This window comes from Candidatus Acidiferrales bacterium, from assembly GCA_036514995.1.
In the GTDB taxonomy this organism is placed as follows: domain Bacteria; phylum Acidobacteriota; class Terriglobia; order Acidiferrales; family DATBWB01; genus DATBWB01.
Genome location: DATBWB010000101.1, coordinates 1 through 19686 on the forward strand (window position 1 = coordinate 1; position 19686 = coordinate 19686).

Consider the following 19686-nt stretch of genomic DNA (forward strand, 5'->3'; position numbering starts at 1 on the left):
CCCCGGTGCAGCTATTTTTTGTCGTGTTCGGATTTTGTCTGAGCCCCCTCGAACCCGCTGCGGTGGACCACTTTGTGAACCGAAGACCGATGATGTCGCCGGAAGTGATAGCGCGCCGGATCAAACCCGTGCTCGAGGCGAGCGAGCGGAACGGTTTGCTTCCTTTGGCGCGGCCCTCGATGCGCTGCTTCGGGAACCGGCGCAACCAGCCGAGATGAGTTTCGAAGCCATGCTGCGCCCGCCGCAGCGGGGGTCTTCCTGGTGCCGTTCCAACCGAGTGGCGCTGCCTCCAATCATGGGCATGGATTGCGCCGCTCAAGGTCAGTGTCGATCGTGTTGCTTCTGATGGGGCTGGTACGGCACAAGCGCGGTCGAAGTTTCCCGAAGCAAGCGGTGCCGGGATTGATTCTTCCTAGGAACGCATGCGCGGAGGAGGTCGGCAGTGCTACGAATCACCAACCGTGAAGTGGACGGCGTGCTGGTGCTCGATCTGGAGGGCCGGGTCGTGCTGGGCGAAGAGAGCAGTGCCCTGCGCGAGCGCGTCAAAGGCTTGCTCGGCCAGGGACGGCGAAAAATTCTTTTAAACCTCGAACAAGTTTCCCATATTGACAGCGGCGGGCTGGGGACCCTGGTGAGCGCCTTTACCAGCGCGCGCTCGCTCGGCGGCTTCCTGAAGATGCTCAACCTTACCAAAAAAATCCGCGATTTGCTCCAAGTGACCAAGCTGTTGACTGTCTTTGAAGTCTTCGAAGACGAAGTGGCCGCGATCAAGAGTTTTAGCTGACCAGAGATCGCGAGCCAGGAAAACTTCTGACGGTTTGTTCCTCCTCGATGGCCGGAGATCGTCCGCCCCGGCCAGGCTTGCTCCCGTCAGTCGCCTTTGCCTGTCGGTCCATCCCGGGCTCTTCCCTGCTCGGCCTTGGGTGGCGGCAAGCGCCACTTGACTTGCGACATCTTGTTGCGTAGGTTTCTTGAAACCGCGAAAGCTTATCTCTCAAGGAGGGTGGAAATGAACTGGCGAATCTTGCTCGCGTTCTTTGGGATTTTGGCGCTCGCTTTTGCAACCAACGCTGTTTCGCAGCAACCCCCGATGAAACATGGTCCGGGACGGGTGATGATTTCGATTTACAAAGCCGCCCCGGGGAAACACCTGGATCTGGTGAAGTGGATGGCGGCGCGCGAAGGGGTGGAAAAGGAAGTCGGCGGTATGACCCCTCACTGGTTCATGCATACGGAGGGTGCCGATTGGGATTTTGTCGTCGTTTCCCACCTTGGTTCGGAGAAAGAAGAAGCCGAACGGGCCGCCAAGATAGACGAGCTCTTGAAGAAGAAAGGAATTTCGACCGCCATGGCCGCCTCGCTCGAATTTCGCCAGCTCATCGGCGCGCACACCGATACGTATGCCGCGGGACCCTACACGGCCAGCGAACTGGTCAAAGAGATGGAGAAAAAATAGGAGTGTAGAAGGCTCGCCGAGCTGTACGGCAGCCGAGGGCTGACGCCTCCGAGTGCCGCGCCGGTCCCTCCCGCCGGGACTGCCGGCGGGTTTTTCCGCCACCCGGCTAGAACCTTTAGTACTTCGGTACCGCTTTTTCGTCCCTCGAATTGAGCAGCGAGTCCTATTGGTTTGCCCTTCGCCTTTTTTTAAACTGGCGGAACACGGGAGGTACGCGTTACTCCTCCGACGATTCTCATTCTCTCGGGGAGCGCAACCCAGCCATGAGCGAACGGAGACGAGCTCGCCGATTTTCTCAGCGTTTGCCGCTGCGAATCCTTTGGATCAACGAAAATGGCATCCTCCGCGAACGAAACACGGAAACCGACAACGTCAGCGTGGATGGCATCTATTTCCATTTCGACCGGCATCTTCCTTGCGGTTCCCCGGTGGACGTTATGCTGACACTGCCCACTGCCCTTACCAAGAGCGTGCCCATGCGAGTGCAATCTTTCGGCCGGGTGGTGCGCGTGGAACCGTTCGACGGCCTGGACGAGTTCGGCATAGCTGTCAGGACGGATCGCGAGAAGCAATTGCGGCGAGGGCCGGACTGATTGCCGATCCCTTGTCCTCTCGCTTCGCCACCGGGATTGGACTTCCTGATTCCAGCCCGTTAGTCCTTCAGAAGGCGTTCGGCCAGAAACCATTCCGTCGTTTCTTTGCATTCCTCGCAATTTCGGCTCAGCGGTTCTTCGTGCTTGAGAGCGGTCATTTCCTCCGCGGTGACCTCCATGGACTTCCGCTTCCCGCAAGAACCGCAAAGAAGCAGCACTGGGCTCATAGACTACTCCGAGGAACCAACCCCATCCGATGGTCTGCCTTCAGCACCCGGGGAAACATGACGTGCCGATCCTCCTGGCGGCGGCGCTTCGCACTCTGGCGGCAATCTCGAGGGTTTTCGCGGCGGCTTCCCGCGCCCGTTGCTGGCTTTCCGTCGTGGTGGCGTATTTTTCCAGCAACGTCTTACCCAGTTGATGATGAAACAGCTCATCCGGCTGGATGAACTGTTGGTAGATTTTCACTGTTTCCGAGTCGCCAGAGAGTTCGCAGTATTTCATAAAATTTTGATTAACCTGGAAGGCGATCGATTCCAGAGTGAACTGGCCGGCAGCAATTTTTTCAACGGTAGTGTGCAGGCTCTTCAAATAGCCGAAGAGGGGATTCTCGCCGGGCAGCGAAAACTCAGCGAGCGAGACACCCAGGGCTTCCAGCCGCTTTTCTATGAGCTTGAAGTGCCTGGCCTCATCGCCGGCCTGCTGAGCCAGGGCAATCTTGACGTCGAGTTCAGCCGTGGGCGGCATCCAGGCGGCTGCCAGTTCGCTGACACTGATCTCATTCACCAGGGCGATCTTCAGCAGACGAACTACATCCGCCTGTGGCACCGCTTCGCCCGCAATCGCCCCGATGTCTCCGAGCTTCGCCAGAAGAACCTGGTTGGACGCTTCCAATTCCTGCACAAAGGCTCTACTCCCCACCACGCCCCCCGAAAGCGAAGCAATCACGACCCAAGCCAGCAACTTGACGCGATTCCATTACCGTAGGCTACGCGTGTACCCATGTCAAGCACATCGGCCGGGGGGAAAGGCGTGACTTTCCTGCGTGGCGCATCTGTGCCGCTTTGCAGGATGGGTGCGACTATTTAGGAGGAAAGAGGGGTTGCGCCGGCTATCCATCCAGCCGATAGATGGTCAATCCGGAAAGCAATTTGGGATAGAAGTCGGTGGATTTTTGTGGCAGGACGCCGCCGCTGAAGGCGATTCGGCGTACCTGCTCGATGCGCACCGGGTTCAGAAAAAAGCACATCTGCGCGCCGCCGCTCTGCACCGCCTCCCAACCGGCATCGAACTCTCGCACGTAACTCACGTTTTGTTCCGCGGTGATGGATTCGGGCGTCAGACCCAGGCAGCGTTCGAGCAACAATTTGTGGAGAATGACCACATCGAGCTGCCGTTCGAGTGCCGGGGTATCCGGCAAAAGCGCCGCCAGATCAGCCGATTCCTTCAGGAGAAAGAGATAAAGCGAGGGATCACCGGTCACGGCAACCCCCACCGCCGGCCGCTGACCGCCGCTGCGGGCCATGTCGTGATGGAACTGGACCAAGCCGTCCGGCGCCTGGTCGGCAGCCGTGGGATAGCAGTACCAATCGAAAAGTGGGGCGGCGGCATCACGGAAAGTCTTGAAATCGAAGCGCGGTCCCGCAGAGCGGGACGAAACGAGCCGGTGAGTGGGCAAGATGGTGAGCCCCTCGGAGTCCATGTTGACAAAAGTCATCATGACGCGCTCATGGGGCGCCTCGAAATCCAACCCGCCTCCAGCCGGGCCGACGCGCTCGCGGCACTCGTTGCGGTAGTTGAGCGCTGTCTCGTAGCGATGATGGCCGTCGGCGATGATCAATTTCTTGTCGCGCATCAGGCCAACCACTTTGCTGATCGTCGGAGGATCGGTAAGCGGCCACACCAAATGGGTGACACCATATTCGTCCACCACCCGCCAGGCGGATACCTGACGGGCAGCCGCTTCCAAGGTTCGCTCGATCTGGCGCGAAGGGTCGGAGTAAAGCATGAAGATCTGGCCAAAGTGGGCGCGGGTTTGCCGCAAGAGCTCGAGGCGATCCACCTTGGGGGCTAACAGGGTTTGTTCGTGGCGGAACACGACGCCGGCGCTGTAATTCTCGATTCGGCCCAGAGCAATAAAGCCGCGGCGTCGTTTCCGCTCTTTTCTGCCCGGGACTTCATATTCCTGGTCGTAGGCATAGAGAGCCGGGGCCGGGTCCGAAAGCAGGACACCCTGCTGCATCCAATCGCGAAAATAGGCGGCAGCGCGCCGGTAAACGTTGTTTTTCTCATCGTCGCTCGGCTCCGTCCTGCCGCGAATGACGCGGGCCAGGTTAAAAGGGCTGAGCGAGTAATAGCGCTCTTGCATGGCCGGCGTGATCTTGTCATAAGGTTGAGTGATTACCAGCTCGAGATTGCCCACTTTCTGCGGATCATATCGCCAGGCGCGAAAAGGAAAAATGTCAGCCATCGTTGCTCCGGTGAAGGTGCCAGGAGCAGCAAAATTTCATACTATCGAGCGACTCAAGCAGGCGCAAGGAAAAACAGGTGAGGCCGCCGTGTGCTAGAATGACTGTTTCGCCGGCAACGAGGAGAGCTGACCGGGAAGATGGACTTCAGACAGATTTCGGTTTTGATCTTCGACCTGGACGGAACCCTGATTGACTCCAAGCTGGACCTGGCGTTGGCGGTCAACGCTACCCGCTGCCAGATGGGGCTCGCGCCGCTCGAGCCGGAAATGATTTTCGGCTACGTGGGCCAGGGCGCGCCCATGCTTATCCGGCGTTCCCTGGGCCAGGAAGCGCGCGAGGAGCAAATCGAGAAAGCCCTTCCCTTCTTCTTGGCCTACTATCGCCAACACATGCTCGACCACACCGTGACGTACCCCGGCGTGCGCGAAGCGCTGGCGCAATTCAACGGACTGCATTTGACCGTGCTCACCAACAAGCCGGTGCGATTCAGTCAGGAGATCTTGCTTGGTCTTGGGATTGCCGATTACTTCCGCTTCGTCTTCGGCGGCAATAGCTTTGAAAAGAAGAAGCCTGACCCGATCGGGGTCTTTGCCATTTTGGAGCGACTCGCATGCCAGCCGAAGCAAGCCATCCTGGTGGGCGATTCTGAAATTGACGTCCTCACGGCGCGCAATGCCGGCATCTGCGCTTGCGGGGTGAGCTACGGGTTGGGCAGTCACCGGCTGAAGGACTGTCCGCCGGATGTGACGGTAGATAGCCTGCTTGAGCTGGCGCAACTCTTGAGGCCTGCTGCTTCCCTTCCTCTCCGAGAACCTTCCACGCCGCCAACTTAGGGAAATGTGAGGAAACTAACGGACGCACACCGGCTTCCGGCTTAACCTCAAAAACGAGAATCCTTGTCCGGGGCCGAGCGCGCAGCTAGAATATCGGCTCCGCATGGGGTGACCGATGTTCAAGCCCGGACAAGCGATTCCACAGACCGGCATCTACTGGTGCTCGGTATGCAAGTTTCCGGCCATTCTGCAGCAGGGCCAGACCTTTCCCGAGTGCCGAAATAAGTGCGGGCGCGGCCATTGGGAGTTCATCCGAGCCTTGGAAGAGCCGGGTAGCCCCGTCGTGGGCGGGGCCGGACAAGGCTCCTAACCCGATATTTCAGAATAGCGCGCTGAAGCGGGAGGAGCCGAAGGGTTGGCGTAGCGCTTCTTGTGCGGCTGGACGGCGTCTTAAGAGAAAAAAGTTTTAAACATGGAGGAGGAAAGTCAATGAGGTACGCTCGAGTTGTAAGCCTTTTGGTGTTGCTCGTGGTGATGGCTCTAACTGCCTATTCTGGTGAGAAGGGGAAGATGGGGAGCGCCACCATCACCGGTACCCTCGTGGACACCCAGTGTTATATCGCCAAAGGATCGACCGGCAACAAGCACGGCGATATGGACGACTGCGGAACCATGTGCGCCAGGGCTGGGATTCCAGTCGCCGTTTTATCAGCGAATAACAAATTGACATTCGTCGCCGCTCCGGCGCCCAAGTTTGCCGACGCTGTCGGCTCCAAGGTGGAAGTCACCGGCATGCTCAAGGGCGGCGCCATCGTTCCCGAAAAGTTCAAGTATGAGAAAGGCGGCAAGTGGGTTGACATCCCGATCAGCGGCGGTGTGATGTAAGGCTCGTTGTCTTTGCTTATGCCTGGCCCCGATTCCTTCGGGGCCATTTTTTTGCGGAAACTTTGGCTCTTTCGAGGACAAGTCAAAGACCGGCAGGCACCTTTTTCCTGTTCCGTCCATGCAAATTCCAGTAATCTCTTACTGTTCCAACTCTGCGGGGTGGGGGCGGCAGAAGCCGCTCCTCGCAACGTTGGGTCTCGAGAAGCGGCGAACAACGGCGAAAAACCCGGATGAATGGCCGGGCCCATTGGGAATGGGAGCAGAGGAATCCATGCGAGTGATGGCGAAAATAGGCATTGTGGTTGTGGTTCTGGGCGCGATCGGCTACGTGGCCGTCCGATCGCTGAGCCCGCCAGCTTCGTCATCCGCGCGCATCGAAAACGGCCCGGCGACCGGCAGTCCAAGCGCGGTACCTCCCCTTTCGACGCCGGCGGCGCACCCTGCCGTTGAGAAAAATGCATCCGCCCTCCTTCCAACAGGCCTCGCCGCACGATCGCGGTCAGCCGATTACCCCTTTGCTGCGGGAGAAAAGCTGGAGTTCACGGCGGGTTGGGCCACGCTGGTAGCGGCCGGGAGAGGCAATCTGGAGGTTGCGTCGGCACCGCCGGCAGGCGGTTCGACCTTTCACTTTGTGGCCACGGCGGAAACGGTGCCCCCGGCTTCCTATCTCTTTTTGCTCCAGGATCGCTTTGACTCCTATGCCGAAGCCTCTTCGCTGGCCTCGCTGCGCTACGAGATGCACCTGCGCGAAGGCAAAACCGAGCGCAAAAACATTGTCGAATTTGACCTGAAACGGAGTGAGGCGAAAGTGGCCGGCGGGGTTGTGCCGGTCAAAACGGGTTCGCATGACACGGTCGCGTTAATCTATGCGGTTCGAGCCACCGACTGGGAGAAGAAGGACGCGGCCACCTTTGATTTTTTTGATGGCCAGCAGAGCCGGCAACTCCGCGTCCGGGTTGTCTCGCGCGCCGAGGCAGTGACCGTGCCTGCCGGCAAGTTCGCCGCCCTTCGGGCGGAGCTCGAAGTTTGGCGCAACAACCAGCCAGTGAGCGATCACAAATTGAACGCCTGGCTCTCGCGCGATACACGGCGCTTACCCCTCAAAATCGAGGCTCATCTGCCCTTCGGTGTGATCCGCGTCGAACTGGTGCGCGTTCACCCCTGAGACCCGAACGACTCCTGCACCTGCTGCAAACGATCGGGACGATCCGTGATGATGCCATCGACTCCGAGGCGGATCAGCCGGCGCATTTCGCCCGCTCGATTTACCGTCCACGTCACAAGCCCATAGCCCGCCCCATGGATTTTCTGAACCAGCTTGCCGCTGACGAGAGGATGCCTGGGAAGAAAGATGTCGGCTTGCGTTTCCCGGAGCGCCTCAAGCGGGCGAGAAAGCTCGCGCCTCGAGAGGATCCCCGTGCGAACGCCCGGCAAGAGATTCTTCAAGTTTCGCACCAGGGCACGCTCGAAAGAGATGACCACGCAGCGGTCTCGAAATTTTTCCGCGACGAGCAAGTCTGCCAGCGCTCGCTCTGTGCCCGCATCCTTGCAATCGACAAAGAGGCCGGCTCGCCCCCATTCCATCGGGGCGAGCCGGCTCAGCACTTCCATCACATCGCGCAACCGAGGCATCGCCAGCCTGCGCTTTCTCGCGGCGGCCAGGGCCTCTTCAGCGGTCATCTCGCATAAAGCTCTCCCGCCAATGGCTGCATCGTGATAGACGAGCAATTGCTGGTCGCGACTTAGTCTCACATCCAGTTCTATCCATTTCACGCCCATTTTGACGGCCTCCAGGAAGGTCGCCATCGTATTTTCCGGAAGGCGAGTCGAGGCACCGCGGTGAGCAATGATGAGCACAAACTATTTCCGGCACAAACGCGCCATTGTTTTAAAGATGCGAGCCGGGAAGAGGCGGCTCTGGATTTTGGGCATGGATCAGCAGAGGACAATCTTCTCGCGCTTCTCTCGCACCCAGCGAGTCGCGTTGCGCGAATCCACCACCAGTTGGGCGTCGTTGACCATCTGCTGGTAGTCGTAGTTCGAGTGGTCGGTGGCGATCACCACGCAATCGTAGGAGGCCAGATTCTTGCCGTCAACGGCCACGGAGGTCATCTTTGAAAAATCGTAGTGTCGCATCCGGTGCAGCCGGGCAAAGTAGGGATCGTGGTAGTCAACATGCGCGCCCCGGTCCCGCAGAAGCTGGAGGATTTTGAGGGCAGGCGATTCGCGCAGGTCATCCACATCTTTCTTGTAAGCAATCCCGAAGACGAGGATGCGCGAGCCCTTGACGCTCTTTTGACGCTCGTTGAGAGCGACCGAGACCGCCTCCACCACATGATAGGGCATCGCCGTGTTGATTTCTCCAGCCAGATCGATAAAGCGGGTGGTAAAGTCAAATTCGCGCGCTTTCCAGGAAAGGTAGAAGGGGTCGATGGGAATGCAGTGGCCGCCCAGCCCGGGCCCGGGATAAAAGGGCGCAAAGCCAAAGGGCTTGGTCGCGCTCGCATCGATCACTTCCCAGATGTCAATCTTCATGCGTTGACAGAGCAGCTTCAGCTCGTTTACCAGCGCGATGTTCACGCAGCGATAGATATTCTCAAGCAACTTGGTCATTTCAGCGGCCCGGGTGGACGAGACCGGGACGACCCGCCCGACGATCATTCCGTAAAGCTTTTCGGCAACTCGCCTGCTCGGAGGATTGATGCCGCCAACGACCTTTGGGATCTTGGGGAGGCTGAAGGTTTTGTTACCCGGATCTTCTCGCTCGGGCGAAAAGGCGAGAAAAAAATCACTCGCCACCGCTTGCGGGCCGTCGCGCTCAACCATCGGACAACGCAGCCCACCCTGTTCCAGGATCGGCAAGACCAACTCCTCGGTCGTCCCGGGGTAGGTCGTCGATTCCAACGCGATGAGTTGGCCGCGCTGCAGGTGCTGCCCGATCGTCCTCGCCGTATTTTCGACAAAAGAGAGGTCCGGCTCGCGCCGCTCGTCAAGAGGCGTGGGCACGCAGATGATGATGGCGTCCATCTCGCCGAGCCGGGAAAAGTCACTGGTGGCTCGGAAGCGGTTCGCGTTGAGCATCGAACGAATCCCATCCGCCGGAATGTGTTTGATATAGCTTTCTCCGGCGTTGAGCCGGCGGACCTTCTCTTCGTCCACGTCAAACCCGGAGACAGCAAAACCCGCGCCAGCGAAGTTCATGACCAACGGCAAACCAACATAGCCCAAACCAATCACGCCGATGCGGGCGGTTTTCGCTTCGATCGCTTCGATCAGACGGTCTTCAAGTGCTGCCGAGGAAGTGTGTTTGGCAGTTTCGCTCATGTTATCCGGAGCCGGATGCAGAAACTAACAGATTTTTGAATTGGCGGCAAGAAAAGAGACCACTAGCTCCTGGCGCGTCGCCGGGTCATGACCCGCTCTTCCAATATGTCACAAAAGATGTGGGCGACAACCAGATAGGCTTCTTGAATGCGCTGGGTATCGCGCGCAGGGAATTCCAGAAGCAAATCGGCCGAGCGGCCGAGCCGGCTTCCTTTTTCCCCTGTCCACCCGATCGTGAAGGCGCCACGGGCACGCGCCCGGCGCAGCCCCCGGAGGACGTTTTCCGAACGGCCGCTCGTCGAAATGCCGATCACGATGTCGCCGGGCTCGGCCCATGCCTCGAGCTGACGGGCAAAGATATCGGCAAACGAATCGTCATTGGCAATCGCCGTAATCGCCGCGAGATTCCCGGTCAGCGCCATCGCCGGCAATGCCCGCCGACGCCGCTTCAAACGATGGACGAGTTCACCGGCAATGTGCTGCGCGTCAGCGGCGCTGCCCCCGTTGCCGAATAAAAGAATTTTCCGTCCCCGAGCCAGCGCGGCGGCCGCTCGCTCTACCATCTCGGCAAGACGCTCGAGCAGTCCGGGAGGGATGCGCGCCAGCGTATCGCAAGCTGCCCGAATCTGCCGGCGGGCTTCCTCCATGGTTTGAGCCCGTCGCTGGACCCTTGCTCCCAAATGAAATCTGCTTGGCGGGAATGGCATGGTCGCCGCGCGCCACCGCATGGTAGTCAAAAACCGGGCGCTTTGCCAGCGAGAAAAGGTGAGTTCAAGCAAGCGGCAAGGAAGCGGGGAAAAGCAACCATTAGGTTCGTTTCGCTCACTACAGGTCTGGCGGCTCGCTGCCTACCAGGATAGCGACACTCCGCCTTCCCCTTGTAGCCGCGCCATCAACAGCGCGGCACGCCTCGAACGGTTGTCTTCGACAGGAGAGATGGCAGGGAAGGGGAGGCTGCCTATCGGCCAGACGGACTTTCGTCACCCAGCGTCGCGGCCAAGATCCCGCCCGTAAGCCCGCCAGCTATTCCGAGGGCGATGAGCCACCAACCCCAAGCGGGAATGTCGGCATAAGTGCTACCACCGACTCCCGCCGCAGGCGGTTGACTTTGCCCCGCACTCTCCGGCCGGGCCTCAAGCGTGGCTCGCTTGCCGGCAGGCACGGTGACCGTCCCGCCGACAAGCCCGCTGATTTCGACTTTGCCCCGGCCGGCTGTCACGTCAACCTTTTTGTCTTGCCGCACCACCTCAAACAACGTTGCCGCTTTCTCGGAGCTGCGGGCAAGCAGGCCTTCTATCAAAACAGCCGCCTGGCCGGGTTGTGCCGTCTGGACGCGGACAGCGCCCTGCTTGAGCAGCACCTCTGTCCCGGTTGCCCCGGCGACAAACGAGGCTTCCGAGTTGGGTCGCAGTTCAATCCGGGCGCCATCGCCGGTGGTGAGCAGCGCCGGCGCGCCGGCCGGAACAGAAATGGTATCGCCCGAGAACAGAGTCGCGTTGGATGGCGAACTGGCGCCGTTGATCAACACGTTGCCCTGAAACTGGACCATGCCAATCGCTTTCGTCTCGGCTTGAGCAATGGAAACAGGAATGGTGAGAAGAAACCAGCACAGCGCAATCGCGAGCGTTTGCCGAAAAATTTCCGGAAGCTTCATGCTCCCCTCCTTGCGCAGCGAAGGGGAGCCACGCAGTCACGGATGCTATAGAAAAATGTCCACGGTTGTCAAGGGAGAAAAAAGAACTTTCAACGCAAAGTAGAAATGTCCGCTTTTTTGCCAAGTAGAAATGTCCTCCTCAAAGGGTGATCCGGGGGCGGAATGTATTTGTGTTTCGGTTTGGGTTTTCGTGGTTCGGTAACTCCTGTAGGCCGTAGCCCGAAAGGAGTTGCCGAGGGCCGCGGGCCGGGCAAAGGGCAAAGCTCAGTTCGGCCAATTTGTTGCCCGCGGCGTTCTCTTCTGAAACTTTACCCTTGACAAGGCAGCGAAGCCAATTTAGGATGCTGGTCATTCAGTCTTGGAAGGCTGAGTCCCAATTTAATTCGGGAAAGGTTTTGATGGGCCGGGCTCAGCTTTTCCGTTTATTCCCACACTCAACTAACCTGCTCTTTCCGGCGGAAAAACGTGGTGCGCAATTCAGGCTTGTTGCGTCTCTCAAACGCCATTTGGCGAGGATGGCGGGTCGGCAGTCGAGCGACGCCCGCAGGACCGGGATGGTTCACGTTGAGCGGGAAGCCCTGAGAGGACGTCTGGTGGAGGATGGCCGAGCGGTTGTACAACGGACATGAACTGAGGCAAGCCAGAGGAACCCTCTGCCTTCTGGCGTGACACTTACCCCTTCCTCAGAATCGGCGGAAACTCCCCGATTCGATTAATTCCCCTTCTACAGAATAGCCTTTGCTAGCGATGTTCCGGGCTTGATGGGAGCCCGAGCCGATACGGCCAAGGACGGAAACGCCGCGGCTGTCTCCCGTGAAGACATCGGCTGGCGAAAAGAGAGCCGCATGAAGGTCAAAACAAGCCTAACTTTGATAGTCACTCTCGCCCTGCAGGTGAGTTTATCAGCGCAAGCCCCGTACCCGCCTGGTGCGGCGCAGGCCCCCGGCCAGTCACCGCAAAATCCCTTGACCGTCGAAGAACTCAATCGGCGGATCGAACAACATTCCGCCCCACCCCCGGCAACCATCGGCCCGCTGGACTATCGCCTGGGCCCGGAGGACTTGATTGAGGTAGCGGTGTTCGAGGCGCCCGAATTGGGCGCCGTAGCGCGTATCTCGCCGACCGGCAGGCTCACTCTGCCTCTGCTCGGTCCTGTCCATGCGTCCGGCTTGACGCCGCGAGAGTTCGAACTCGTCGTTGAAGAATTGCTCCGCCAGAGAGGGTACATGCACGACCCGCACGCCAGCGTTTCCGTGCGCGAGATGCGCAGTCACGGAGTTTCCGTCATCGGAGCGGTGCAGAAATCCGGCGTCTATCAGCTTCACGGAAGCAAGACATTAATTGAGGTGCTCTCGCTCGCCTCCGGGCTCGCCGAGGATGCCGGCGACACCGTGCTGGTGGCCCGCCGGGAAAGCCTTCGTGGAGCGCCACCGCCGGCCGAAACCCCAGACGCACCCCCCGGAGATCTGAATGGCCTCCCCGGCGGCTTGCAGGAAACAAGAGTCCTCTCCGTGGATTTGCGTCAGTTGCTCTACAGCGCCGATGAGGCGCTGAACGTGCCCATCTTTCCGGGAGACATTGTCAAGGTGAGCCAGGCCGGGATCGTCTATGTGGTGGGCGACGTGAAAAAGCCCGGCGGGTTCAAGCTGAAGAACAATGAAAGCATCACCGTGCTGCAGGCAATCGCACTGGCGGAAGGCATGAATCGTACCGCCGCCCAAACCCGGGCGCGCATTATTCGCACCGGTGCGGACGGCCAGCGGCGTGAATTGCCTCTCAACCTTGCCCAACTGCTCCGCGGCAGGTCGCCCGACCCTGTCCTGCAGCCGAAAGACATCGTATTTGTGCCGAGCAGCACAGGAAAGACCGCCGCCTACCGCGGCATGGAGAGCGCCCTACAAATTGTGACCGGACTGATCATCTGGCGACGCTAGCGCCGGCGCATCGGATCGAAGTAGAGGAGATCCATGGCATCGAATCAGATCGAACGGATTGTTCCCGGCCCGCTGGAACCGGCCCGGCCGGAATGGAATTGGCCCGGCAGCTTTCCTCCCGAACCCGGCGAGGCGCCTCATCTGTTGGACTACTGGCGCATCTTGCGCAAGCGCCGGTGGACCGTGCTCAGTATCTTTGTGGTGCTCTTTGTGGTGGTGCTCGTCGGCACCGTCCGACAGACGCCGATCTACCGCGCTCAGGCGACCCTGCAGATTGACAAGGAAAACCCGCAGATTTTTAGCTTCAAGGAGATTTTCCAGTTCAGCTCGGACTCCGATGAATACCTGGAAACCCAGTACAAGATTTTGCAGAGCCACAGCCTGGCGTTGCGGGTCATTGACGAGCTGGGCCTCGACCGGCAACCGGAATTTCTGCCCCGCTCCTGGTGGCCCTGGAAAACGGCCCCGGTCGAGGTGCGCGCTCAGGAGCGATTGGAGGAAAAACATTCGGCGAAAACATATCAAGTCGTCTTGCGAAACTTTCTCAAGCGCTTGGGCGTGGAGCCGGTGCGACGCAGCCGGCTGGTCAAGGTGAGCTTTGACTCGGCTGACCCGGCGTTGGCGGCACAAACCGTGAACGCCTTGGCTGGCTCTTTCATCAACCAGAACCTGGAAGCCCGCTGGGAGGCCACCCAAAAAGCCTCGGAGTGGCTTTCTCAGGAGCTCACCGCGCTCAAGATTCGGCTGGAAAAGTCCGACGACGAACTCCAAAGCTATGCTCGCCACAACGCCATCGTTTTTCTCGAGGACGAATCAGGGCAGCGGCGGAAGATCGTTGACGAGCGCCTGAAATTGCTGCAGGCGGAACTATCCGAGGCTGAAGCCGAGCGCATCCAGAAGGAATCCGTCTATCGGCTTGTCCAGGAGGGCGACCCGGGATCGCTGCCGGGGGTGTTCGACAGCAAGTTGATGCAGGACCTTACTCTTCGTCTGGCGGAACTGAAACGCCAATACTCTCAACTCACTTCCACCTTCTCGACCAACTACCCGCAGGTGGTGCAGTTGCAAAGGCAGATCGACGAGGTCGAGCGGGTGCTGGCCGAAGAGCGAAACCGCGGCGCGCAGAAGCTCACCAACGACTATCTGGCCGCAGTGCGCCGGGAAGAAATGCTGCGGGTTGCTTTTGAACGCCAGAAGCGCGAGGCGGAGCAAATTGCTGAGAAGACCATCCAGTACAACATCCTGAAGCGTGAGGTGGACACCAACAAACAGCTCTACGAGGGATTGTTGCAGCGACTGAAAGAGGCCGGCGTGTCGGCCGGCTTGAAGGCCAGCAACATCCGGGTGGTGGACCCGGCGGAAATTCCTCGCAAGCCGGTGCGGCCGATGATCTTGCTGAACCTCGCGCTCGGGCTGGCCTTTGGGCTGGGCCTCGGCGCCAGCGCTGCCTTCTTGCAAGAGTATCTCGACAATACCCTCAAGAGTCCGGATGACATTGAGCGCTACCTGCGCGCGCCCTGGCTGGGCATGATTCCCTCGGTCACCAGCCTCGACGGCCACCGCCGCCTCTACGGCTATGGTTCGCGCCGCAGAAAGCTCGCTGCCGGAGTACGAGCTTCCGAAATTATTTCCCACGAGACCAGCCCCACCGCTTTGCAAGAAGCCTATCGCAGTCTGCGCACCTCGATTTTGCTCTCGGCGGCCGAGCATGCCCCGCGGACCTTGCTCGTCACCAGCGCCAGCCCGGGAGAAGGCAAGACCACCACGGCGGCCAACCTGGCCATCGCGCTGGCGCAGTTGGGAAGTCGTGTCCTGGTGATTGACAGCGATCTGCGCAAGCCGCGACTGCACCGCATTTTCCAACTCGACAGCCGCCAGGGCTTGGTCACCCACCTGACCGGGCTCCTCCCCTCTGCGGACGTGATCCAGCACAGTTACGTGCCCAATGTGGACGTGGTGGTTTGCGGGCCGGTGCCGCCGAATCCCTCTGAACTCTTGAGCGCACCGCGCATGGACGATTTGGTCGGCCAGGCGGCCAAGACCTATGACGTGGTGATTCTGGACTCGCCGCCGGTGCTCAACGTGGCCGACGCCCGCATCCTGGCGCGGATTGTCGAACGCGTGGTGCTTGTCGTCGAAGGCGGAAAGACCCCGCGCGAGCTGGTGCGGCGGGCTCATGCCTTGCTGGCGGAAGCGGGCGGGAACGTCCTTGGCGTCGTGCTGAACAACGTGGATGTGACACAGGACAGCTACTACTACGAGCGGAGTTACTACAACTACTACTCGAGCTACGCCGAGGCTTCGCCCGAAGAAGAAGCGCGTAGCGCGGCGCAGGGTTCACACTGAAGGGTAAGCCGGGCAGCATCGCCCTTCCGGTCGAGACCCGAGGAAGAAAATACGCCGAGCCCCGCACAAGGCAGTGCAGGACGGAGACACCCCATGATTGTTACCAGGACCTCAGTTCGGTTGCCGCTCGGCGGCGGGGGAACAGACCTGCCGTGGTATGCCAACGAACATGGCGGCTTTCTGCTGGCGACGGCGATTGACAAATATGTCTACGTCATCGTGAAACGCCGCTTTGAGCCCAGCATACGGGTGAGCTATTCGAAGACGGAGATTGTCGATGCCGTCGAGCAAATCCAGCACCCGCTGGTCCGCGAGGCGCTCAAGTTGCTCAAGGTTCAGGACCCGATTGAAATCGTTTCCCTGGCCGATGTTCCGGCCAATACCGGGCTCGGCACCTCCAGCAGCTTTACCGTCGGCCTGCTGAATGCCTTGCATGCCTACGGGGGAGAGTATGTCTCCGCGCAACAACTGGCCCAGGAGGCTTGCCAGATCGAAATGGACACCTTGGCCGAACCCATCGGCAAACAGGATCAATATCTGGCGGCGCTCGGCGGAGTCACCTGTCTGGAAATTGCTCGCGACGGAACCGTTTCCGCCCTGCCCCTGCGGCTTAGCCCGGATGCCCGCGAGCAGTTTGAAAGCAACACCCTGCTTTTCTATACCGGCATCCGGCGCAATGCCTCGGAAGTCCTCGGCGAACAACGTGACGCTTCCGGCAAAGAAAGAAACCAACAAATCGAGAGGCTTCATCGCATCAAGGAGATTGGCCGAGAAGTGCAACGTTGCTTTTTGGCCGGGGATCTGGACGAGTTCGGCCGGCTGCTCGACGCCCATTGGCAGGTCAAGCGAGGACTTTCACCAAAGGTCTCAGAGAACCGCATTGATCGCTGGTACGAAATCGCTCGCGCCAACGGGGCGCTGGGCGGGAAGTTGATGGGGGCAGGCGGGGGCGGGTTCTTGATGTTCTACTGTAACGGCGGAAAGCAACGATTGCGCAGCGTCATGGAACAGGAAGGCCTACAGGAAATGCGCTTCCGCATTGAAAAGGATGGCTCGAAGGTCTTGGTGAATTTCTGAGGGCGCTTCGGCCGCCGGCGCCGTGCCCCGGGGACGCAATGCCATGTCAAACACCGCTTACATCAACCGCTACCTCGGTGAGATGCAGACGATCATCGAGCGGCTTTCTCGCGAGGAGATCGATCGCGCCATCGAAGTGCTCTTTGATGCCTGGCGAAGCGACCGGGGCGTATTCCTCATGGGAAACGGCGGCTCGGCTTCTACCGCCACTCACTTTGCTTGCGATCTCTCCAAGGTGACGATTGTGGAGGGACAGAAGCGCCTCCGCGCCATCAGCCTCACCGACAACATTCCCCTCATGACGGCCTGGATCAATGACAACGGCTTCGACAACCTCTTTGCCGAGCAACTGCGCAACCTGATGCGGCAGGGCGACGTGCTCATCGGCATCAGCGTGCATGGTGGCAGCGGCCGCGACAAGGCCGACCGGTGGTCGCAAAATCTTTTGAAGGCGATGCTGGTTGCCAAGGAAGAGTTTGGCGGCACCACCATTGGTTTGAGCGGTTTTGACGGCGGGGCGATGAAGGCCATCGCCGATGTTTGCCTGGTGGTGCCGTTTCCTTCCACTCCTCACGTCGAATCGTTCCACCTGGTGCTCGAGCATTTGATCACCTTCTGCTTGAAGGAAAAGATACAGGCGGCAGTATGCGAGCAGTCTTCCTTGACCGCGACGGCGTGATTAACGACGTCGTCTATTACCCGGAGATCGGATTGGTTGATTCGCCCTTCACGGTCGAGCAATTTCATCTTCGCCCCCGGGTGGGCGAAGCCATCCAGCGGCTCAACCGGCTCCAGTTCAAAGTCATTGTGGTTTCCAATCAGCCGGGAATCGCCAAGCGCCACTTCTCGGCCCGAACGCTCGCCGCCATGGATCGAAAAATGAAGCGCTCTCTCGCTCGCCAGGGCGCTCGCCTCGATGCCGCGCTCTACTGCCTGCACCATCCCGGCGCAGCTTTGAAACGCTATCGGCTACGGTGTGCTTGCCGCAAACCCCAGCCAGGACTCCTGCTGCAGGCGGCAACCGATTTCGGGATTGATCTCGAACGTTCCTACATGGTGGGAGACAGCGCGAGCGATGTCCAGGCAGGCCAGCGAGCCGGCTGCCGAACCATCTACCTTGGCAGTTGGAAGTGCGATGTCTGTCGCCTCATGGAACGGCAAGGCGTACGGCCCCATTTCATTTGCCAGGATCTCTGGGAAGCGAGTCGCCAAATTCAAGCTCTGGAGGGTGGCGATGGAGATTTTTCTCGATTCCGCAGACGCGAAGGAGATTCAAAAGTGGGTCGCCCAGGGGGTGGTGGATGGCGTCACCACCAACCCTTCCATTCTCTTCAAAGACAAGGTTTACGAAATTGAGCCGGGCGTCCGCCGCCTCTGTGCGTTGCTCAATGGGGCGCCGCTCAGTGTTGAGGTGACAACGGACAACCGGGAAGAGATGGTCGTGCAGGGGCAGGGGTTTGCGGCGCTGGCGCCCAATATTGTCGTGAAGATCCCGATTATCAACCAACACGGCGAATCGTGCCTGGGAGTGATCCATCAACTTGCCTCGCAGGGCATCCGCATCAATACCACCGCGATGCTTTCCTTCAACCAGGCCATGCTGGCGGCCAAGGCCGGCGCCACCTACGTGAGCTTGTTTTGCGGCCGCATCGCCGATGAAGGCAATGACCCTTACCCGACGGTGGCGGCGGTGCGGCGCTGGCTCGACGCCTGGCGGATGAAAGCGAAAATTATTGCCGGCAGCATGCGTGGCGTCATGGATGTGCAGAACGCCGCCCTGGCCGGCGCCCACGTGGTGACCATCCCGCCGCCTTTCCTGGCCAAGATGGTGGACCACAAATACAGCCGCGATACGGTCCGCGGTTTCGTCGAAGACGCAGCCAAGGCTCTGGCGGCTATCGAAAAGGAGAAGTTCGCGATCGCTGGCCGTTAGATCCCGCCAGTCATTCCGGACGGACGGCCGCGCTCCATCGGCTGCGGCGAACAAGCGATTGGGGTCGGGGGTTGCGGCGCAAAGGCGCTAGCTTGAGGCCGGGTGGGGGATGGAACGGTCGGTTGGTGAGGAGGTCGGGCATCTCGTGAAAAGGGCGTTGATTACAGGAATCACCGGACAGGACGGCTCCTACCTGGCCGAATTATTGCTTGCCAAAGGGTACGAGGTTCACGGCATGAAACGCCGTTCGAGCAGCTTCAACACGACCCGCATTGACAATATTCTTCCCGACTGGCACGAGCGCGACGCTCGCCTGTTCCTGCACTTTGCCGACCTTGGCGATTCGACCAGCCTCATCAAGCTGCTCTACCGGCTGCGGCCTGACGAGATTTATCACCTCGGGGCTCAAAGCCACGTTCGCGTGAGCTTTGATATCCCCGAGTACACCGGGGACATAACCGCGCTGGGGACGACGCGGTTGTTGGAGGCGATGCGGGAGACAGGAACCAAGGCAAAGTTTTATAACGCGGCCAGCAGCGAAATGTTTGGTAATGCTCGTCAGGTTCCGCAGAGCGAATCTACACCCTTTCTCCCGCGGAGTCCCTACGCGTGCGCAAAACTCTATTCCTACTGGATGACGGTCAATTATCGAGAAAGCTATGGCCTCTTTGCTTCGAACGGGATTCTCTTTAACCACGAGTCCCCCCGCCGCGGGGAAACGTTCGTCAGCCGCAAAATCACGCGCGCCGTAGCACGCATTCTTGCCGGACTGCAAGACAAGCTTTATCTGGGAAGTTTGGATGCGAAACGAGACTGGGGCTATGCCCCCGAATATGTGGAAGCCATCTGGATGATGCTGCAACAGCCGGAAGCGGGTGATTATGTCATTGCCACGGGAGAAACCCACTCCGTACGGGAATTCGTGGGGTGTGCCTTCGCTTACGCAGGGCTCGATTGGAAGAAATATGTCGAAATAGATCCCCGCTATTTGCGCCCGGCCGAATTGGATATTTTGCAAGGTGACGCCAGCAAAGCTCGACGCCGGCTGGGCTGGGAACCCAAAGTGAGATTTCAGGAGTTGGTGCGGCTGATGGTCGATGCTGACATCAAGTTGCTGGGCGACCAGCTCAACGGCCGGCTCGAACGCCAATTGTCAGCGCGGGCGTCAGAGTGAGTCTGCTCCCATCGCGGTTGTCTCCAGGGGAGCCCATGACAAGCTTCTTTGCCGACAAGAGGGTCG

At 59.6% G+C, this 19686-nt stretch carries 21 protein-coding genes; 14 read left to right on the plus strand and 7 right to left on the minus strand.

What is annotated here, in order from left to right; genetic code table 11:
* The 4 genes from VIH17_07185 to VIH17_07200 all read left to right on the plus strand — a co-directional run.
* Positions 1 to 218, plus strand: a 218-nt coding sequence (locus tag VIH17_07185) for a hypothetical protein (protein ID HEY4683018.1), incomplete at its 5' end; no start/stop codon positions are given.
* Between the two features lie 224 nt (positions 219 to 442).
* Positions 443 to 784 (plus strand): STAS domain-containing protein, encoded by a 342-nt coding sequence (locus VIH17_07190; GenBank protein HEY4683019.1) that lies wholly within the window; start codon positions 443 to 445, stop codon positions 782 to 784.
* Between the two features lie 225 nt (positions 785 to 1009).
* Positions 1010 to 1456 (plus strand): hypothetical protein, encoded by a 447-nt coding sequence (locus tag VIH17_07195; GenBank protein HEY4683020.1) that lies wholly within the window; start codon positions 1010 to 1012, stop codon positions 1454 to 1456.
* A 263-nt stretch (positions 1457 to 1719) separates the two neighbouring features.
* On the plus strand, positions 1720 to 2049 hold the full coding sequence (locus VIH17_07200) for a PilZ domain-containing protein (GenBank protein HEY4683021.1): 330 nt from the start codon (positions 1720 to 1722) through the stop codon (positions 2047 to 2049).
* A 59-nt stretch (positions 2050 to 2108) separates the two neighbouring features.
* Here the strand turns inward: VIH17_07200 and VIH17_07205 are convergent, their stop codons facing one another.
* From VIH17_07205 to VIH17_07215, 3 genes are all read right to left on the minus strand, one after another.
* Positions 2109 to 2276, minus strand: a complete 168-nt coding sequence (locus VIH17_07205; GenBank protein HEY4683022.1) for a hypothetical protein — start codon at positions 2274 to 2276, stop codon at positions 2109 to 2111.
* Positions 2277 to 2316: 40 nt separating this feature from the next.
* Complete coding sequence (locus tag VIH17_07210) at positions 2317 to 3012, minus strand: ferritin-like domain-containing protein (protein ID HEY4683023.1); 696 nt, start codon at positions 3010 to 3012, stop codon at positions 2317 to 2319.
* A gap of 148 nt (positions 3013 to 3160) precedes the next feature.
* A complete protein-coding gene (locus VIH17_07215; protein ID HEY4683024.1) occupies positions 3161 to 4519 on the minus strand; it encodes a DUF1015 domain-containing protein in 1359 nt (452 codons plus the stop codon).
* A gap of 138 nt (positions 4520 to 4657) precedes the next feature.
* On the opposite strand from VIH17_07215, the gene VIH17_07220 reads away from it, so the two are divergent.
* The 3 genes from VIH17_07220 to VIH17_07230 all read left to right on the plus strand — a co-directional run bounded on the left by VIH17_07220 (position 4658) and on the right by VIH17_07230 (position 7343).
* Positions 4658 to 5353, plus strand: coding sequence for an HAD-IA family hydrolase (locus tag VIH17_07220; protein HEY4683025.1), 696 nt, complete (start codon positions 4658 to 4660; stop codon positions 5351 to 5353).
* Between the two features lie 429 nt (positions 5354 to 5782).
* Complete coding sequence (locus tag VIH17_07225; protein ID HEY4683026.1) at positions 5783 to 6178, plus strand: hypothetical protein; 396 nt, start codon at positions 5783 to 5785, stop codon at positions 6176 to 6178.
* 280 nt (positions 6179 to 6458) lie between these two features.
* A complete protein-coding gene (locus tag VIH17_07230) occupies positions 6459 to 7343 on the plus strand; it encodes a DUF3108 domain-containing protein (GenBank protein ID HEY4683027.1) in 885 nt (294 codons plus the stop codon).
* Here VIH17_07230 and VIH17_07235 read toward each other — a convergent pair.
* The 4 genes from VIH17_07235 to VIH17_07250 form a co-directional block, all read right to left on the minus strand.
* The gene (locus tag VIH17_07235) at positions 7334 to 8035 is read right to left on the minus strand and encodes a glycerophosphodiester phosphodiesterase (GenBank protein HEY4683028.1); all 702 of its coding nucleotides are present in this window, start codon (positions 8033 to 8035) and stop codon (positions 7334 to 7336) included. The genes VIH17_07230 and VIH17_07235 overlap by 10 nt on opposite strands.
* Before the next feature lie 78 nt (positions 8036 to 8113).
* On the minus strand, positions 8114 to 9502 hold the full coding sequence (locus VIH17_07240; protein ID HEY4683029.1) for a nucleotide sugar dehydrogenase: 1389 nt from the start codon (positions 9500 to 9502) through the stop codon (positions 8114 to 8116).
* A gap of 62 nt (positions 9503 to 9564) precedes the next feature.
* Positions 9565 to 10182 (minus strand): SIS domain-containing protein, encoded by a 618-nt coding sequence (locus VIH17_07245; GenBank protein ID HEY4683030.1) that lies wholly within the window; start codon positions 10180 to 10182, stop codon positions 9565 to 9567.
* A 278-nt stretch (positions 10183 to 10460) separates the two neighbouring features.
* The gene (locus VIH17_07250; protein ID HEY4683031.1) at positions 10461 to 11156 is read right to left on the minus strand and encodes a FecR domain-containing protein; all 696 of its coding nucleotides are present in this window, start codon (positions 11154 to 11156) and stop codon (positions 10461 to 10463) included.
* A 761-nt stretch (positions 11157 to 11917) separates the two neighbouring features.
* On the opposite strand from VIH17_07250, the gene VIH17_07255 reads away from it, so the two are divergent.
* The 7 genes from VIH17_07255 to gmd all read left to right on the plus strand — a co-directional run bounded on the left by VIH17_07255 (position 11918) and on the right by gmd (position 19620).
* Positions 11918 to 13090, plus strand: a complete 1173-nt coding sequence (locus VIH17_07255) for a polysaccharide biosynthesis/export family protein (GenBank protein HEY4683032.1) — start codon at positions 11918 to 11920, stop codon at positions 13088 to 13090.
* Between the two features lie 33 nt (positions 13091 to 13123).
* Positions 13124 to 15436, plus strand: a complete 2313-nt coding sequence (locus VIH17_07260; protein HEY4683033.1) for a polysaccharide biosynthesis tyrosine autokinase — start codon at positions 13124 to 13126, stop codon at positions 15434 to 15436.
* Between the two features lie 93 nt (positions 15437 to 15529).
* Positions 15530 to 16513: a hypothetical protein gene (locus VIH17_07265; protein HEY4683034.1), complete on the plus strand. Its 984-nt coding sequence runs from the start codon at positions 15530 to 15532 to the stop codon at positions 16511 to 16513.
* A gap of 43 nt (positions 16514 to 16556) precedes the next feature.
* Positions 16557 to 17192 (plus strand): SIS domain-containing protein, encoded by a 636-nt coding sequence (locus tag VIH17_07270; protein HEY4683035.1) that lies wholly within the window; start codon positions 16557 to 16559, stop codon positions 17190 to 17192.
* Entirely contained in the window at positions 17159 to 17869 is a 711-nt protein-coding gene (locus tag VIH17_07275; protein ID HEY4683036.1) for an HAD family hydrolase, read from the plus strand. Before VIH17_07270 ends, VIH17_07275 begins: the two co-directional genes overlap by 34 nt.
* Positions 17811 to 18446, plus strand: a complete 636-nt coding sequence (locus VIH17_07280; protein HEY4683037.1) for a transaldolase family protein — start codon at positions 17811 to 17813, stop codon at positions 18444 to 18446. Before VIH17_07275 ends, VIH17_07280 begins: the two co-directional genes overlap by 59 nt.
* A gap of 109 nt (positions 18447 to 18555) precedes the next feature.
* Positions 18556 to 19620 carry a GDP-mannose 4,6-dehydratase gene (gene gmd, locus VIH17_07285; protein ID HEY4683038.1) on the plus strand — a complete coding sequence of 355 codons (1065 nt, stop codon included), beginning with the start codon at positions 18556 to 18558 and terminating at the stop codon, positions 19618 to 19620.
* The last annotated feature ends 66 nt before the right edge of the window (positions 19621 to 19686 follow it).

Excerpts from the sequence above, each read along its gene's own strand:
- VIH17_07215 (HEY4683024.1), bottom strand. The coding sequence starts at position 4,519 with ATGGCTGACATTTTTCCTTTTCGCGCCTGGCGATATGATCCGCAGAAA.
- VIH17_07205 (HEY4683022.1), bottom strand. The coding sequence starts at position 2,276 with ATGAGCCCAGTGCTGCTTCTTTGCGGTTCTTGCGGGAAGCGGAAGTCC.
- VIH17_07240 (HEY4683029.1), bottom strand. The coding sequence starts at position 9,502 with ATGAGCGAAACTGCCAAACACACTTCCTCGGCAGCACTTGAAGACCGT.
- VIH17_07250 (HEY4683031.1), bottom strand. The coding sequence starts at position 11,156 with ATGAAGCTTCCGGAAATTTTTCGGCAAACGCTCGCGATTGCGCTGTGC.
- VIH17_07275 (HEY4683036.1), top strand. The coding sequence starts at position 17,159 with ATGCGAGCAGTCTTCCTTGACCGCGACGGCGTGATTAACGACGTCGTC.
- VIH17_07220 (HEY4683025.1), top strand. The coding sequence starts at position 4,658 with ATGGACTTCAGACAGATTTCGGTTTTGATCTTCGACCTGGACGGAACC.
- VIH17_07195 (HEY4683020.1), top strand. The coding sequence starts at position 1,010 with ATGAACTGGCGAATCTTGCTCGCGTTCTTTGGGATTTTGGCGCTCGCT.
- VIH17_07255 (HEY4683032.1), top strand. The coding sequence starts at position 11,918 with ATGGGAGCCCGAGCCGATACGGCCAAGGACGGAAACGCCGCGGCTGTC.
- VIH17_07260 (HEY4683033.1), top strand. The coding sequence starts at position 13,124 with ATGGCATCGAATCAGATCGAACGGATTGTTCCCGGCCCGCTGGAACCG.
- gmd (HEY4683038.1), top strand. The coding sequence starts at position 18,556 with ATGGAACGGTCGGTTGGTGAGGAGGTCGGGCATCTCGTGAAAAGGGCG.
- VIH17_07265 (HEY4683034.1), top strand. The coding sequence starts at position 15,530 with ATGATTGTTACCAGGACCTCAGTTCGGTTGCCGCTCGGCGGCGGGGGA.
- VIH17_07270 (HEY4683035.1), top strand. The coding sequence starts at position 16,557 with ATGTCAAACACCGCTTACATCAACCGCTACCTCGGTGAGATGCAGACG.
- VIH17_07225 (HEY4683026.1), top strand. The coding sequence starts at position 5,783 with ATGAGGTACGCTCGAGTTGTAAGCCTTTTGGTGTTGCTCGTGGTGATG.
- VIH17_07230 (HEY4683027.1), top strand. The coding sequence starts at position 6,459 with ATGGCGAAAATAGGCATTGTGGTTGTGGTTCTGGGCGCGATCGGCTAC.
- VIH17_07200 (HEY4683021.1), top strand. The coding sequence starts at position 1,720 with ATGAGCGAACGGAGACGAGCTCGCCGATTTTCTCAGCGTTTGCCGCTG.